The sequence below is a fragment of the Cupriavidus oxalaticus genome, from assembly GCF_004768545.1.
GTDB classification, from domain to species: domain Bacteria; phylum Pseudomonadota; class Gammaproteobacteria; order Burkholderiales; family Burkholderiaceae; genus Cupriavidus; species Cupriavidus oxalaticus_A.
The window spans coordinates 1,062,695-1,077,611 of sequence record NZ_CP038634.1 but is presented as its reverse complement, the minus strand read 5'-3'; the positions used below and the strand labels follow the sequence as shown (position 1 = coordinate 1,077,611).

Annotated in this window: 15 protein-coding genes; 4 read left to right on the top strand and 11 right to left on the bottom strand. The window is 69.3% G+C overall.

All coding sequences use genetic code 11. The annotated features are described in order from the left end of the window. Positions 1-42 precede the first annotated feature (42 nt). Positions 43-480 (bottom strand): universal stress protein, encoded by a 438-nt coding sequence (locus E0W60_RS04675; RefSeq protein WP_133095898.1) that lies wholly within the window; start codon positions 478-480, stop codon positions 43-45. A 265-nt stretch (positions 481-745) separates the two neighbouring features. On the opposite strand from E0W60_RS04675, the gene E0W60_RS04670 reads away from it, so the two are divergent. After that, positions 746-2,455 carry a SulP family inorganic anion transporter gene (locus tag E0W60_RS04670; protein ID WP_135703182.1) on the top strand — a complete coding sequence of 570 codons (1,710 nt, stop codon included), beginning with the start codon at positions 746-748 and terminating at the stop codon, positions 2,453-2,455. 1 nt (position 2,456) lies between these two features. Here the strand turns inward: E0W60_RS04670 and E0W60_RS04665 are convergent, their stop codons facing one another. The 5 genes from E0W60_RS04665 to E0W60_RS04645 form a co-directional block, all read right to left on the bottom strand. Continuing rightward, entirely contained in the window at positions 2,457-2,651 is a 195-nt protein-coding gene (locus E0W60_RS04665; protein WP_063237357.1) for a CopG family transcriptional regulator, read from the bottom strand. A 166-nt stretch (positions 2,652-2,817) separates the two neighbouring features. Continuing rightward, a complete protein-coding gene (locus E0W60_RS04660) occupies positions 2,818-3,936 on the bottom strand; it encodes a dihydrolipoamide acetyltransferase family protein (RefSeq protein WP_135703181.1) in 1,119 nt (372 codons plus the stop codon). A gap of 45 nt (positions 3,937-3,981) precedes the next feature. Next, entirely contained in the window at positions 3,982-4,959 is a 978-nt protein-coding gene (locus E0W60_RS04655; RefSeq protein ID WP_135703180.1) for an alpha-ketoacid dehydrogenase subunit beta, read from the bottom strand. Positions 4,960-5,005: 46 nt separating this feature from the next. Next, positions 5,006-6,091, bottom strand: a complete 1,086-nt coding sequence (gene pdhA / locus E0W60_RS04650; RefSeq protein ID WP_135703179.1) for a pyruvate dehydrogenase (acetyl-transferring) E1 component subunit alpha — start codon at positions 6,089-6,091, stop codon at positions 5,006-5,008. A gap of 203 nt (positions 6,092-6,294) precedes the next feature. Further along, on the bottom strand, positions 6,295-7,110 hold the full coding sequence (locus E0W60_RS04645; protein WP_133095893.1) for a MetQ/NlpA family ABC transporter substrate-binding protein: 816 nt from the start codon (positions 7,108-7,110) through the stop codon (positions 6,295-6,297). Between the two features lie 181 nt (positions 7,111-7,291). On the opposite strand from E0W60_RS04645, the gene E0W60_RS04640 reads away from it, so the two are divergent. The 3 genes from E0W60_RS04640 (at position 7,292) to E0W60_RS04630 (ending at position 9,903) form a co-directional block, all read left to right on the top strand. Beyond that, positions 7,292-7,633, top strand: coding sequence for a hypothetical protein (locus E0W60_RS04640; RefSeq protein WP_135703178.1), 342 nt, complete (start codon positions 7,292-7,294; stop codon positions 7,631-7,633). A 63-nt stretch (positions 7,634-7,696) separates the two neighbouring features. Next, positions 7,697-8,914: a cardiolipin synthase ClsB gene (gene clsB / locus E0W60_RS04635; RefSeq protein ID WP_133095891.1), complete on the top strand. Its 1,218-nt coding sequence runs from the start codon at positions 7,697-7,699 to the stop codon at positions 8,912-8,914. After that, on the top strand, positions 8,914-9,903 hold the full coding sequence (locus E0W60_RS04630; RefSeq protein ID WP_133096038.1) for a lysylphosphatidylglycerol synthase domain-containing protein: 990 nt from the start codon (positions 8,914-8,916) through the stop codon (positions 9,901-9,903). Before clsB ends, E0W60_RS04630 begins: the two co-directional genes overlap by 1 nt. Positions 9,904-9,950: 47 nt before the next feature. Here E0W60_RS04630 and E0W60_RS04625 read toward each other — a convergent pair whose 3' ends face one another. From E0W60_RS04625 to E0W60_RS04605, 5 genes are all read right to left on the bottom strand, one after another. Then, positions 9,951-11,225, bottom strand: a complete 1,275-nt coding sequence (locus E0W60_RS04625) for an O-acetylhomoserine aminocarboxypropyltransferase/cysteine synthase family protein (RefSeq protein WP_135703177.1) — start codon at positions 11,223-11,225, stop codon at positions 9,951-9,953. 203 nt (positions 11,226-11,428) lie between these two features. Further along, entirely contained in the window at positions 11,429-12,397 is a 969-nt protein-coding gene (locus E0W60_RS04620) for a TauD/TfdA dioxygenase family protein (protein WP_135703176.1), read from the bottom strand. Positions 12,398-12,441: 44 nt separating this feature from the next. Beyond that, the gene (locus tag E0W60_RS04615) at positions 12,442-13,230 is read right to left on the bottom strand and encodes an ABC transporter ATP-binding protein (RefSeq protein ID WP_135703973.1); all 789 of its coding nucleotides are present in this window, start codon (positions 13,228-13,230) and stop codon (positions 12,442-12,444) included. A gap of 36 nt (positions 13,231-13,266) precedes the next feature. Next, positions 13,267-14,064 carry an ABC transporter permease gene (locus E0W60_RS04610; RefSeq protein ID WP_135703175.1) on the bottom strand — a complete coding sequence of 266 codons (798 nt, stop codon included), beginning with the start codon at positions 14,062-14,064 and terminating at the stop codon, positions 13,267-13,269. Positions 14,065-14,077: 13 nt separating this feature from the next. Beyond that, the gene (locus E0W60_RS04605) at positions 14,078-14,917 is read right to left on the bottom strand and encodes an ABC transporter permease (protein ID WP_135703174.1); all 840 of its coding nucleotides are present in this window, start codon (positions 14,915-14,917) and stop codon (positions 14,078-14,080) included.

Below are 14,917 nucleotides of genomic sequence, written 5' to 3'. Positions count from 1 at the left end.
GTTGCCGGCGTGCCGGCCCGCAACGCGCGCGATGCATGGCGCCTAGCGCAGGACCAGCACCGGGATCGTGCTGTGCGTCAGGACTTTTTGCGTTTCGCTGCCGATCAGCAACGCCTGCAACCCGCGCCGCCCGTGCGACGACATCACGATCAGGTCGCAGCCGCGCTGCTCGGCGCATTGGATGATGGCCTGCCACGGGTGGTCGTCGGTGGCGGTGACGGTGTCGCACGGCACTCCGGCCTGGCCGGCAGCACGCGTGACGGCGGCCAGGAAGGTATCGGCATGGCGTGCGGCCTCGGCCGCGAACGAGTCCCTGGTGTCCTGCTGGCTGGTCAGCCGGTACGTCAATACGTGATACTCGGGAATCACATGCAAGCCGGTCGCGCGGGCGCCGATGCGGCTGGCGAAGGTCATGGCCCGGGCTACCGTCGCCTCGGCGCGTGCGGAGCCGTCGGTGGGGACTAGGAGGTGCTTGAACATGATGGCCTCCGATTGCAGTGAATAGCCGCGTCCGCCGGGCCGTTCCGCCCGGACCGTCCGGACGAGCCACTCCAGTATAGGAATTGGCCCGTGATAGCGACAGGTCGCGTGCAGCGCCGGCCAACTCCGGCCCTCGATGGCGCGATGCCCCGCGTCCGGCGCAAGCCGCAAGTGCCTGGGTCCATGTCACGGCATTAGCATGTTGTTATCATTCCATGCACCTGCGCCCTCCCTCCGACGTTGACCCACTGCAAGGATTCTCCGCATGATCGCGCTGCGCGAAGCATGGCAGGCCGGGCTGTTCCGCCGCGCCAACTGGCTGCCCAACCTGGTGTCGGGCGTGATCGTCGGGGTGGTGGCGCTGCCGCTGGCGATGGCGTTTGCGATCGCATCCGGCGCCAAGCCCGAGCAAGGGCTGTATACGGCCATCGTCGCCGGGCTGGCGGTGTCGATGTTCGGCGGCAGCCGCCTGCAGATTGCCGGGCCCACCGGCGCGTTCATCGTGGTGCTGTCCGCCATCACGGCGCGCCATGGGATCGGCGGGCTGCAACTTGCCACGCTGATGGCCGGGCTGATCCTGCTGGCGCTGGGCCTGGCGCGGCTTGGCGGCGTGATCCGCTACATTCCCGCGCCGGTGATCGTGGGCTTTACCGCGGGCATCGGCGTGATCATCTTCGTCGGGCAATGGCGTGATTTCTTCGGGCTGCCGCCGGTAGCCGGCACCCACTTCCATGAAAAGCTGTGGCACCTGCTGCAGGCGCTGCCGCAGTGGCATGCGGCCACGACCGCGCTGGCGCTGGGGAGCCTGCTGCTGGTGCTGGGCGCGCCGCGCGTGCGCTGGCTGCACCGCGTTCCCGGCCCGCTGGTGGCGCTGGTGGTGGCCACGGCAGTGCAGGCGCTGTTCCGCTTCGACGGCGTGGCCACCATCGGCAGCGCCTTCGGCGGCCTGCCGCGCGGATTGCCGGTTCCGGCGCTGCCGGAGATCTCGCTGGCGCGCGTGATCGAGCTGGCAGGGCCGGCCTTCACCATCGCCATGCTGGGCGCGATCGAATCGCTGCTGTCCGCGGTGGTGGCCGACGGCATGGCCGGCACCCGGCACGATTCCAACCAGGAACTGGTGGGGCAGGGCATCGCCAATGTCCTGGCGCCGCTGTTCGGCGGGTTTGCCGCCACCGGCGCCATCGCGCGCACCGCCACCAATATCCGCAACGGCGGCAGCAGCCCGCTGGCCGGCATCGCCCATGCGCTGACGCTGGTGCTGGTGCTGCTGTTCCTGGCGCCGCTGGCAGCGAGCGTGCCGCTGGCGACGCTGGCCGCGATCCTGTTCGTGGTGGCGTGGAACATGAGCGAGGCGCGCCAGTTCGCGCGCATGGTGCGGCAGGCGCCGCGCGCCGACGTGGCGATCCTGCTGATCACCTTTACGCTGACCGTGCTGACCGACCTGGTGGTCGCGGTCAACATCGGCGTGATCCTGGCCATGCTGCAGTTCCTGCGGCGCATGTCGGCGTCGGTGGAAGTGACGCGCCAGGACGTAACCGGCATCGAGCGCGAGCTAAGCGCCGAAGCGGACGCGGCCGATTCCGTCGCGGCCCGGATGCCGCCGGGCGTGCTGGTCTACGCCATCGACGGCCCGTTCTTCTTCGGCGCGGTCGAGGCCTGCGAGCAGGCGCTGGTGCACACCCATACCGAGCCGCGCGTGCTGCTGATCCGCCTGGGCCGGGTGCCGTTCATCGACATGACCGGCTTGCAGACGCTGGAAGCCGTGATCCGCACGCTGCGCCGGCGCGGCGTGGCCGTGGTGCTGGCCGAGGCGAATGCGCGCGTGCGGCAAAAGCTGGAGCGGGCCGGGGTGCTTGCGGCGCTGGGGCAGCAAAACTACGCGGATGCGCTGGCGCAGGCGGTGCGGCGTTGCGGCGTGCTGGCGGGAGAGGAGGGTGCGGAACGGGAGCGCGAGGACACGGGCGCCCCGCACTGAGCTACTTCTTTTGCCGGCCGCTGCCGGCGGGCCGTGCCTTGGTGGCGTATTCCACGCCGTGCTGGGCCAGGTAATCGCGGATCAGCTGGCGCACCACCTGCGACGGCGTCAGGTCCTGCGCGGCGCACAGGGTTTCGAAGGCCTTCTTCTTGACCGGATCGATCAGGATGGTGAGGCGGGCGGTCTTGGTTTCCATGAGGGGTGTGTCGGGCGGTCCGGCTGGATCGCTCGCATTATATACAGCGCAAACTTTGCCGAGCCGCTGGTTTGCCCCCCTCTCCCCCACCCTTCTCCCACTTCGCGGGAGAGGGGAGCGTTCACGACGGGCGGCGGCCTTTGCAGGCGCTTTCCCCGGTGTTCCGCTAAGCCGGCATCTCCAGGTCCGCAATCACCGCCGCCAGAAACCGCGCCGCCTCGCCCCCCGTCACCACGCGGTGATCGAACGTCAGGCTGAGCGGCATCACCCGATGCACCGCCGGCACGCCGCCGGCCGCGACCACCTCGTCCCGCACCCGTCCCGCCCCAAGGATCGCCACCGTCGGCGGCACCACGATCGGCGCCGCGTAGCGCCCCGCGATCATGCCGAAGTTGGACAGCGTGATGGTATTGCCGCGCATCTCCTCCGGCGCGATGGTGCGCGCGCGGATGTCCGCGCGCATGCGGTCGAGCCCGCGGCGCAGGTCGGCCGCGTCGCGGCTGCCCACGTCGCGCAGCACCGGCACGAACAGCCCTTCGGGCAGGTCCGCGGCAATGCCCACGTCGATCTTTTTCAGCACGTGGCGGCGCCCGGTCTGGCCCTCGTACCAGGCGTTCAGGCCCGGCTCGGCACGGCAACCGGCCACCAGCGCGCGCACCAGGCGGATGGTGACGTCGGCGCCCGCCTGCCAGGCGTGGATATCGGCATCGTCCATCACCGTGGCCGCGGCGACCTCGTTCTGCGCGCGCGCCATGTTCTGCGCCATCGCGCGGCGCACGCCGCGCAGTTCCTCGGGCGCACCGAGTTCGGCCAGCGTGGCGGCCATGCGTTCGACGTCGGCGGCGGTGACGGTGCCCTCCGGCCCCGACGCGGTGGCCATCGCCGGGTCGACGCCGAGGCGCCGCGCCAGCGCGCGTACCGCGGGTGTGGCCTTGACGCGCGCGGCCATGCCGGAGGCAGGCGCGGCCGCGCCCGGCGGCGCCGCTTCGCTGGCCACGCGCGTGCCGACCTGCACGGAGCCGACCACGGTGCCGGCATCGGCATCCTCGCCGGCGCCCTCGAAGCCGACCAGCGGCGCGCCCAGGTGGACGATATCGCCCGGCTGCGCGTGCAGCCGGGCGATGGTGCCCGCATAGGGCGAGGGAATCTCGACGATGGCCTTGGCGGTCTCCACCGACAGCAGCGGCTGGTCCGCGGCCACCGCATCGCCCACCTTGACATGCCAGGTCACGATCTCGGCCTCTTGCAGGCCCTCGCCCAGGTCGGGCAGCTTGAAGACTCTCATCGGCGCTTCCTCGGCTTGGTGTCGCTCGGTGTTGCCTGGTGTCAGTCAGGCGGCCATGGCCTTGCGGGCCGCGTCGGCGATGCGCGCAGCGCTGGGCAGGTAGGTGTATTCCAGCCGCGCCAGCGGCACCACGGTATCGAAGCCGGCCACGCGCTGCACCGGCGCCGCCAGCGAATACAGCCCGGCATCCGCCAGTTCCGCCGCGATCTCGGCGCCGAAGCCCGCGGTGCGCGGCGCCTCGTGCACGATCACGCAGCGCCCGGTGCGCGCCACCGCTTCGAGGATGGTCGGCATGTCGAGCGGCTTGAGCGTGGCGACATCGATCACGGTCGCACTCACGCCTTCGGCGGCCAGTTCGTCGGCGGCGGTCAGCGTCTCCTGCACCATCGCGCCCCAGGTCACCAGCGTGATGTCGCTGCCTTCGCGCAGCGTGAAGCAGGTATCGAGCGGCAGCGCCGCGCCGTCGTCGGCGACCTCCTGGCGGAATAGCCGGTACAGCCGCGTGGGCTCGAGGAAGATCACGGGGTCGGGATCGGCGATTGCGGCCAGCAGCAAGCCGTAGGCGCGCGCCGGCGACGACGGCACCACCACGCGCAGCCCCGGCATGTGGGCGAACATCGCTTCCGGGCTTTCCGAATGATGCTCGGGCGCGTGGATGCCCGCGCCGCATGGCGAGCGCACCACCAGCGGGCAGCTCAGCCGCCCGCGCGTGCGGTGCCGCATGCGCGCGGCGTGGTTGATGATGTGGTCGATGGCGGGGTAAATAAAGCCGGTGAACTGGATCTCGGCCACGGGCCTGAGTCCCATCGCCGCCATGCCGATCGCCGCGCCGACGATGCCGCCCTCGGCCAGCGGCGTATCCATGACCCGCGCCGCGCCGAAGCGCGCCTGCAGTCCCGCGGTGGCGCGGAACACGCCGCCGTTGACGCCGATGTCCTCGCCCAGCAGCAGTACGTCGGGATCGTTCTCCAGCGCATGTCCCAGGGCCAGGTTGACTGCTTCGACCAGATTGATTTCCGCCATGGTTCGCTCGCTTTGGTCGTTGAAGGCCAGGGGGACGATGAAAGCGTCAGCCGTGCTGCGCGGGATAGCGCCGCGCGGTCTCCAGTTGCGCCTGCAGCGCCGGCGGCATGGTGGCGTACAGGCAGTCGAACATCGCCGCGGCGTCCGGCGGCGGCAGCGCCAGGTAGGCTTCGACCGCTTGCGCCACCTGCTGCGAGCAGTCCTTGACCAATGCCTCTTCGCGCGCCGCGTCCCATGCGTTCAGCGACAGCAAATGCGTGCGCAGGCGCAGCAGCGGCTCTTCCTGCCAGTGCGCCTTGACGCTGGCCTCGTCGCGGTAGCGCGAGGCATCGTCGGCGGTGGTGTGGTCGCCCAGCCGGTAGGTGATGGCCTCGATCAGCGCGGGGCCGCCGCCCGTGCGGGCGCGCTCGATGGCCTCGCCCACGCGGTGCCGCACCGCGACCACGTCGTTGCCATCGATTTGCTCCCCCGGGATGCCCGCCGCGATCGCCTTCTGCGCCAGCGTCTGCGCCGCGGTCTGCCCGCTGCGCGGCATCGAGATCGCCCACTGGTTGTTGTTGATCACGATCACCATCGGCGCGCGCCACACGCCGGCCATGTTCATGCCTTCGTAGAAGTCGCCCTTGGAGGTGCCGCCGTCGCCGAGCAGGCACACCGCCACCCGTGGCTCGTTGCGCAGCTGGAAGGCATAGGCCGCGCCCGCGGCATGGCACACCTGGGTGCCGATCGGCACGCAGTTGGCAAAGTCATGCGGCGCCGCCGCAAATCCACTGCCGCGTTCGTCGCCGCCCCAGTACAGCAGGCTCTCGGTCATCGTGACGCCCCGCACAAACTGCGCCGCGTGGTCGCGGTACGAGGGCACCAGCACGTCTTCGGGCCGCATCGCAAAGGCCACGCCGACGCCGATGGCTTCCTGCCCGAGGGCCGAGGCGAAGGTGCCGATCTTGCCGGTGCGCTGCAGCGCGATCGCCTTCAGGTCGAACTGGCGCGCCAGCACCATGGCCTGGTACAGAGGCAGCAGCGCCTCAGGGTCGCTGGCAAAGGGCGGGGGCGGGGAAGTGGGGGAAGGGGGTTCGCCCGGCGGGGCGAGATAACGCGTATAGCCGATCTCGAAGCTCGCAACCATGGACATGGCAGGTCTCTCGATGCGCGTGTCGTGTTGTGATCCCGGGCGTGCTTTGTGGGCGCGCGCGGCATGTGTAGTCGAGTGTAGGGTATTTGCGGCGCAATGGCGGCGGCAATTGTCTTGCCGTGCACAAGGCGGAGCGGGATCCCGGCACCGCCAACGAAAAAGGGCTCCCGTGCGGGAGCCCTGCGCAGATGATACGAGCCGGATCAGCGCTGGTACGGCGGCGGCACGAAGCCCGCGAAGCGCTGCTGCGTCACCGCCTTGAACTCGGCCGACTGGTAGGCCTCCTTGATGTCCTTGACGAACGGCTTGTTGACGTCCGCAGTCTTCACCGCCACCAGGTTCATGTAGTAGTCGGGAATCTTCTCCAGCGCCAGCGCAGTGGTCAGCTTCAGCCCCGCGGCCAGCGCGAAGTTGCCGTTGACAAAGGCGTAGTCGACATCGTCGAGCGAACGCGGCAGTTGCGCGGCCTCCAGCTGGACCAGCTTGAGCTTGTGCGGATTGGCATCGATGTCGCGCTCGCTGGCGCGGATCGGGTCGGTGCCCGGCTTGAGCGTGACCCAGCCCACCTGCTGCAGGATGGCGATGGCACGCGCCAGGTTGGTGGGGTCATTCGGCAGCGAGACGGTATTGCCCGGCTTCACCTCCGCCAGCGTCTTGTGCTTGTGGCTGTAGATGCCGATCGGCGCGGTCGGGACCTGGATGATGTCGGTCAGCTGCAGCTTGCGGTCAGCCGAGAACTTCTTCAGGTAGGCCACGTGCTGGAAGGCGTTGGCGTCGATGGCGCCGTCGGCCAGCGCCAGGTTGGGCTGCACGTAGTCGCTGAACTCGATGATGGTGACCTTGTAGCCGCGCTTCTCCAGCACCGGCTTCACGCCGTAGCGGATCTGGTCGGCGTACGGGCCGGCGGTGGCGCCGAAGCGGATTTCCTTCTTGTCCGGATCGGCGGCGCTTGCGCCCTGCACCACGCCCAGCGCCAGTACTGCCGCGGCTACCGCGAAGCCGAATTTCCCGTATCGCATCAAAACGCTCCCCTGTTTGTTCATTGATCGTTCGTTGGAGAGCCCATTGTATGGAAGGCAAGTCATCTGGCGAACGAGTACTTAATCATGCCGATATGCCTGAAGCGCATATAGGCTGCCTGCAGGCAGCGCCGTGCGCTACGCTGAAAGACCGCCAGCCCATCCTTGCACGGAGGCCGCCATGCCCGAACAACTGACCCGGCATCCCGATGTCACGCTGCAGGTCCTGCGCAGTGCCGGCGCGCGCTGCGGCGAAGGCGCGCCGCAGGAGATCCTCAAGGCCTGCCCGCGTGAGCGCTTCTGCAAGCTGCCTGGCGGCGAAGTCTGCGTGTACGGCCTGGACAACGCCATCAGCATGACGCAGATCACAGCCGCCGACTGGCGCGCGCTGGCACAGCAGGCGGGTGCGCCGCCCAATCCCGGCATGCCGCCGCTCACCATGGCCGGGGTGGGCACGGCGGGGCTGCTGGCGGGCGTGCTGCTGACGGCCCTGGTGGTCCGCCGGCGGCGCGGCCCTGGCTGAGCGGCCCGGGCGCCCCCGGCAACACCCCGGCGCTGGCATGGTGTTTGCGGCGCCTCTCGGGCCATGACACCGTTGCCGTCCGCCCCCGACAGCATCCGCCTGCTGGAGAACGGAGAAGAGTACTTCCCGCGCGTATTCGAGGCGATCGCGCAAGCGCGCGAAAGCGTGCTGGTGGAAACTTTTATCCTGTTCGACGACGAGGCAGGAACGAAATTGCACGCCGCGCTGCTGGCTGCCGCGCGGCGCGGCGTGCGCGTGGCCGTCACGGTCGACGGCTTCGGCTCGCATGACCTGCCCCCTGCATTCATTACAGAGCTGGTCAAGGCGGGCGTGCACTTCTGCACATTCTCGCCCTGCCGCCGCCTGCTGGGCGTGCGCACGCATATCTTCCGGCGCATGCACCGCAAGCTGGTCGCGATCGACGGCGAGGTGGCCTTTGTCGGCGGCATCAATTTCTCGGCGCAGCACCTGTATGGCTACGGGCCACGGGCCAAGCAGGACTATGCCGTGGAAATCGCCGGCCCCGCGGCGCGGCAGGTGCATGACTTCCTCGCGCGGGCCATCCCCGGCGCATGCCTGCAGGGCAGGCTGGCACCGCCGCCGCCGGGCTGCAACACGGCGCCGCCGGGTCCGGTGCGTCTGGTCACGCGCGACAACCATCGCCATCGCAACGACATCGAGTTTGCCTACCTCGATGCGATCCGCGCCGCGCGGCGCGAGGTGGTCATCGCCAACGCTTATTTCCTGCCGGGCTACCGGCTGCTGCACGCGCTGTGCGAAGCCGCTGGGCGCGGCATACAGGTGCGCCTGCTGCTGCAGGGCAAGCCCGACATGCCATGGGTCGCGCGTGCCGGTGGCCTGCTGTATTGCCACCTGCAGGACTCCGGGGTGCAGATCCTCGAGTACGTCGAGCGGCCGTTCCACGGCAAGGTCGCCGTCGTCGACGAGCAATGGGCCACGGTGGGTTCGAGCAACCTCGACCCGCTCAGCCTGTCGCTGAATCTCGAAGCCAACCTGGTGATCCGCGACACCGCCTTCGCGCAGCGGCTGCGCGGCAGGCTGCAGGCGCTGATCGCCGAACGCTGCCGCGAGGTGCCGCCGCGCCGGCACGAGCGCTCGCTGCTGGACGCGGCCGGCGCCACGCTGATGTTCCACTTCCTGCGCCGCTTCCCGGCGTGGGCCGGCTGGCTGCCCGCGCATACGCCGCGGCTGGTGACGCCGCAAGCCGGCGACCCGCGCGGGCGCCGCCGCGTATTCGTGCTGGAACGGGAGGCCGAGTGATGGTCGCGCAGGCGCTTTCGGCAATCCGGCACCACGCGCGCTGGCCGATGTGGCGGCGCGCGATCGGCATCCTGTTCATCGCGGCAGTGCTTGCGCTGATCGCGCGCAAGCTTGGCACCATCGACTGGGACGCGGTGCTAGCCGCGCTGCGCGGCTTCGACCGCCGCACGCTGTTGCCAGCCGCGGGGTTCGTGGTGCTGACGGGTCTGCTGTACAGCCAGTTCGACGTGCTGGGGTGCCGCTACGCCGGCCACCCGCTGCCGGTGCATCGGGTGATGGCGATCGCCTATGTCAGCTACACCATGAGCCTGAACCTGGGCGCGACGCTCGGCGGCGCGGGCGTGCGCTACCGGCTGTATTCGCACGCGGGCCTGAGCCCGCCGCAGATCTGGAGCGTGTTCGCGGTGGCGGTCAGCAGCAACTGGCTCGGCTACGCGCTGCTGGCGGGCATCATCCTGGCCGGGCAGCTGGTAGTGCTGCCGCCCGGGTGGGGTATCCCGCCGGCGGCGACGCGGCTGATTGGCGTAGTGATGCTGGCCGCGCCGGCTGGCTACATAGCGGCATGTGCGGCGTGGCAGGGTCGGCACCGTACTGTGCGCGACCATGATATCTATGTGCCGTCACCGCGCTTCGCGCTGTTGCAGATCCTGGTGTCGGCGGGCAACTGGGCGGCGGTGGCGGCCATCCTGCATGCCTTCCTGCATACGCATGCGGACTATTACACGGTGCTCGGCGTGTACCTTGCCTCCGGACTGGCGGGCGTGGTGATCCGCGTGCCGGGCGCCCTTGGGGTTGTCGAGACGGTGTTCCTGACGATGCTGGGCGGACAGGTGCCGCATGGGTTGTTGCTGGCGGCGTTGATCGCGTATCGGGCGTTGTATTACCTGATACCGCTGGCAGTAGGGACGGTGGGGTACTTCCTGCTGGAGGCGCGGGGGAAGAAGCTGGCGCAGGGAACGGCGATGGAAGAAAACCAACGCCGGCAGTGAACGCTCCCCCCCTCTCCCGCAGGCGGGAGAGGGGGGCAAACCTGCGCTTACGCTGCCGCCAGCGCGCGCTCCAGGTCCTCGATCAGGTCATCGATATGCTCGATGCCCACCGACAGCCGCACCATATCCTCGCTGACGCCAGCCGCCTTCAGCTCCTCGGGGTTGAGCTGGCGATGCGTGGTCGATGCCGGATGCGTGGCCAGCGACTTGGCATCGCCGATATTGACCAGCCGCGTGAACAGCTGCAGCGCATCCAGGAAACGCGCCCCGCCTTCGCGGCCGCCCTGCTTCAGGCCGAACGACAGGATGCCGGGACCGCGGCCGCCCAGGTACTTCTGCACCAGTGCGTGGTCCGCATGGTCGGGCAGGCCGGCAAAGTTGACCCATTCCACCTTCGGGTGCTGCTGCAGGTGGCGTGCGATCGCCAGCGCGTTTTCGGTGATGCGGTCCAGCCGCAGCGCAAGCGTCTCGATGCCTTGCAGGATCAGGAAGGCGTTGAACGGCGACAGCGCCGCGCCGGTATTGCGCAGCGGCACCACGCGCGCGCGGCCGATATAGGCCGCCGGCCCCAGCGCCTCGGTGTAGACCACGCCGTGGTACGACACGTCCGGCTCGTTCAGGCGCCGGAAGCGCGCCTTGTGCTGGGCCCACGGGAACTTGCCGCTGTCGACGATGGCGCCGCCGACGCTGTTGCCGTGCCCGCCCAGGTACTTGGTCAGCGAATGCACGACGATATCGGCGCCATGCTCGAACGGCCGGCACAGGTAGGGCGAGGGCACGGTGTTGTCGACGATCAGCGGCACGCCGTGGTTGTGCGCCACGCGCGCGATCGCCTCGATGTCGACCACGTTGCCGAGCGGGTTGCCAACCGACTCGACGAACACGGCCTTGGTGCGCTCGTCGATCAGGTCGCCGAAGCTCGACGGGTTGCGGCCGTCGGCGAAGCGGGTCTCGATGCCAGACTGCGGCAGCGTGTGCGCCAGCAGGTTGTAAGTGCCGCCGTACAGCTGGCTCGACGAAACGATGTTGTCGCCGGCCTCAGCGATGGTCTGGATCGCGTAGGTGACCGCGGCCATGCCCGATGCCAGCGCAAGCGCCCCCACGCCGCCCTCGAGCGCGGCCAGGCGCTGCTCGAGCACGTCGTTGGTCGGGTTCATGATGCGGCTGTAGATGTTGCCCGCGACCTTCAGGTCGAACAGGTCGGCGCCATGCTGCGCATTGTCGAAGGCGTAGGCCACCGTCTGGTAGATCGGCACCGCCACCGCGCGGGTGGTCGGATCGGGCGAGTAGCCGCCATGGACGGCCAAAGTTTCGAGTCTCATGTTCTTCTCTGGGTTGTGTGCCGGACATGCCTGGCGGCGCCGCGCACGCAAATGCGCGCCGCCGGGCCGAGCGATGGTACCAGCCGGCCGCTGCACCGCCCAGGCGTTCGGGCGCTATGGTCACGGACGGCACCCAGCGAGGCAAGGAACCTTATTGCATTTGGATATGCGGCCGGCGCGAGCGTGCCGGCCGCTGGCACTACTCACGCCGCGCGCTGCGCGGCTGCGTCGGCGTGATCTGCAGGCTGATTGGCCGGGGCCGTGTCGTCGCGGCGCACGCCGGCCTTGACCGCCACGCTGTGGCGCCCGTCCACGCTGACCGGCACCGCGCCCACCACGGTGGCGCGGCGCACCACGCGCTTGGCGTCGCCGTAGTCGTTGATGGCGTAATGCTGCGTGGCGCGGTTGTCCCAGATCGCGACGTCGCCCGCGCGCCAGCGCCAGCGCACCGTGTTCTCGAGCCGGTGCACGTGGCCCTGCAGCACCGATACCAGGTGCGCCGAATCGACCGACGAATAGCCGAGCAGCTTCTTGACGAAGTGCCCCAATACCAGCGTGCGCTCGCCGGACTCGGGATGCACGCGCACCACCGGATGCTCGGTTTCATAGAGCGCGGAGGTGAACACCTCGCGATAGCGCTTCAGCCCCTCGCTGCTGGCCTTCACCCGCGTGGCCGCGTAGTCGTAGTCGTTGGTGTGCAGCGCCCACAGCTTGTCGGCCAGCTCGCGCAGGGGCTCGGGCAGGTCCTGGTACGCCGCGGCGGTGTTGGCCCACACGGTGTCGCCGCCGAACGCGGGAACGGTCACCGCGCGCAGCACCGACACCGCAGGGTAGGCCAGGTCGAAGGTCACGTCGGTATGCCAGGAGTTGGCGCGGCCGCCGTGCTCGGAATCGAGTTCGAGCAGTTGCGTGCCGTCGCGCGAGGGCACGGTCGGATGCGGCACCAGTTCGCCGAACAGCGCGGCAAAGCGCTGCTGTGCGCTGTCGTCGAGGTGGACCTGGTCGCGGAAGAACAGCACCTTGTGCTGCAGCAGCGCGGCGCGGATGGCGGCGAAGGTCTCGGCAGGCAGGTCGCCATGCAGGGCGACGCCGCGCACTTCGGCGCCGATGCGGCCGGCCACCGGGTGGATATCGAGCTGAACTGCCTGGTCTTGCTGGATTGCTTGGGTCATTGCTGGGCTCCGGAAAAATGCGGGTGGGTCATCGTTCGATGCGGTCAGGCGGGTTCGGCAATGGCTTCGGCGGCGATAGCCTGTCCGGCGAATTCCTGCAGCACGGCATCGCGCACGCGTGAAAACGGCTGCCCGGCGCGCTCGCGCGGATGCGGCAGGCCGACCGGCACGATGCGGCGGATTCGGCCGGGCCGCGGCTCCATCACCACCACGCGGTCGCCGAGATACACGGCTTCCTCGACGTCATGCGTGACCAGGATCATGGTGATGCCCTCGGCCTGCCAGATGCGGTGCAGCTCCTGCTGCAGGTAGGTGCGCGTCATCGCGTCGAGCGCGCCGAACGGTTCGTCCAGCAGCAGGATTTCGGGTCGCGTCACCAGCGCACGCGCGATCGCCACGCGCTGCGACATGCCGCCCGAGAGCTGGTGCGGATACGCATGCTCGAAGCCACGCAGCCCGACCAGCGCGATATGCTCGGCGACATTGCGGTCCTTTTCCGCCGCGCTGCCCGGCGTGTTCAGCAGCGCCAGCCGGATGTTCTGCTCCGCCGTCAGCCACGGGAACAGCCGGTGCTCCTGGAACACGATGCCGCGCTGCAGGCTGGTGCCGGCCACGCGCTTGCCATCGAGCAGGATCTCGCCGCGATAGTCTTCTTCCAGCCCCACCACCAGCCGCAGCAAGGTCGACTTGCCGCAGCCGCTGGCGCCGACGATGCTGAAGAACTCGCCCGGGGCGATGGTCAGCGTGATGTCCTCCAGCACGGGCAGGGTGCGGCCCTTGACCTCGTACTGCTTGTGCAGGTGTGCGATGCTGAGCGTGCCGGCATGCGCCATGTCGTTCTCTCCGGAAATATTGAGCAAGCGTCGGGCTCAGCCCGCCGCCACCGAGCTGCCGCGCCACGCGAGCAGCCGTCGTTCGATGCGGCTGGCGATCCAGTTGAGCGTGAAGCCGACCAGCCCGACCACGATCACGCCGAAGATCACCAGGTCCATCCAGAAGTTCTCGCGGCCGTCGATCATGGTGTTGCCGATGCCCTTGCCCGAGACCAGCAGGTACTCGGCGCCGAGCGTCGCCAGCCACGCATAGATCAGCCCCAGATGGATGCCGGCGAAGATCGACGGCGCCGCCGACGGCAGCACCATGCGCCACAGCACCTGCGCGCGGTTGAAGCTCAGCACGCGCGCCACTTCCAGCAGGTCGGCGGGCACCGCGCGGATGCCTTCGAAGGTGTTGAGCACCACCGGAAAGAATGCCGCCAGCGACAGGAACACCACCTTGGCGGTATCGCCCAGCCCGAACCACACCGAGATCAGCGGAATCCATGCGAACAGCGAGATCTGCTTGACGGTATGGAAGCTCGGGCCGACCAGCCGCTCGAACAGCCGCGACAGCCCCAGCGCAGCGCCGAACACCAGCCCCGCGCTTGCGCCGATCGCAAAGCCGGCCACGTCGCGCCACAGGCTGGCCGACAGCGAGACAAGGAGCGCGCCGCTCTGCAGCTGGCGCACGGCGGTGTCCCATACGGCGGAGACCGGCACCAGCAGCGGGGATGTGGTCCAGTGGAAGCGCACGGCAGCCCACCACAGCGCCACCAGCACCAGCGGCAGGATCCAGCCGCGCAGCGCGCGCGGCACGGCAAGACGGGAATGCCTGGCGGATACGGTCATTGGTGGCCTCCGTTCAGAATCCGGGCTTGCGCCAGCGCAGCACCGCGCCCTCGGCCAGCGCCAGAACCTTGTCAAGCGCGAAGCCGATCACGCCCACCACTACCACCGCGGCAAGCACCATGTCGAGCTGGAACAGCTGGCGGCCGTAGACGATCATGTAGCCCAGCCCCTCGGACGAAGCCAGCAGCTCCACCACCACCAGCGCCAGCCAGGCGTGCGTGAGGCCGTAGCGCACGCCGTTCCACACCGGTGCCGCCGCTGCGGGCAGCACCACGCGCGCGAGCGTCTGCCAGCGCGTCAGCTGCAGCACGCGCGCCACTTCCAGGTAGCGCACCGGCACGCTGCCGATGCCCTTGTACGTGTTCAGCGCCACGGGCACGAACGCCGCCTTGGCGATCAGGATGACCTTGAGCGCTTCGTCGATGCCGACCAGCAGCATCAGCAGCGGCAGCCAGCCCAGCACCGGCACCTGGCTGAAGGCCTTGAAGGTCGGGTACACGTAGTCGCGCAGCGTCGGCGACAGGCCCATCGCCGCGCCCAGCGCGAGTCCGCCGAGCAGTCCCACGCCGAAGCCGCCGGCCACGCGCAGCGCGCTGATGGCAAGGTTGGCCTGCAGTTCACCGCTGGTCCACAGCCCGGCCAGCGTGTGTGCCACGTCTTCCGGCGCGGGCAGCACCTGCGGCGGAATCCAGGCATGGCGCGATGCCACGTACCAGAGCAGCAGCAGTGTCAGCGGCACCGGCCAGGCCAGCAGCCAGCGCGTGGCATTGCGCCAGTTCAGGGCCTTGCGCAATGGGGCCGCACGCGAGGCACCGTGCTGTGCGGCGGGCAGCGAGAGTTCGGCGACGGACAT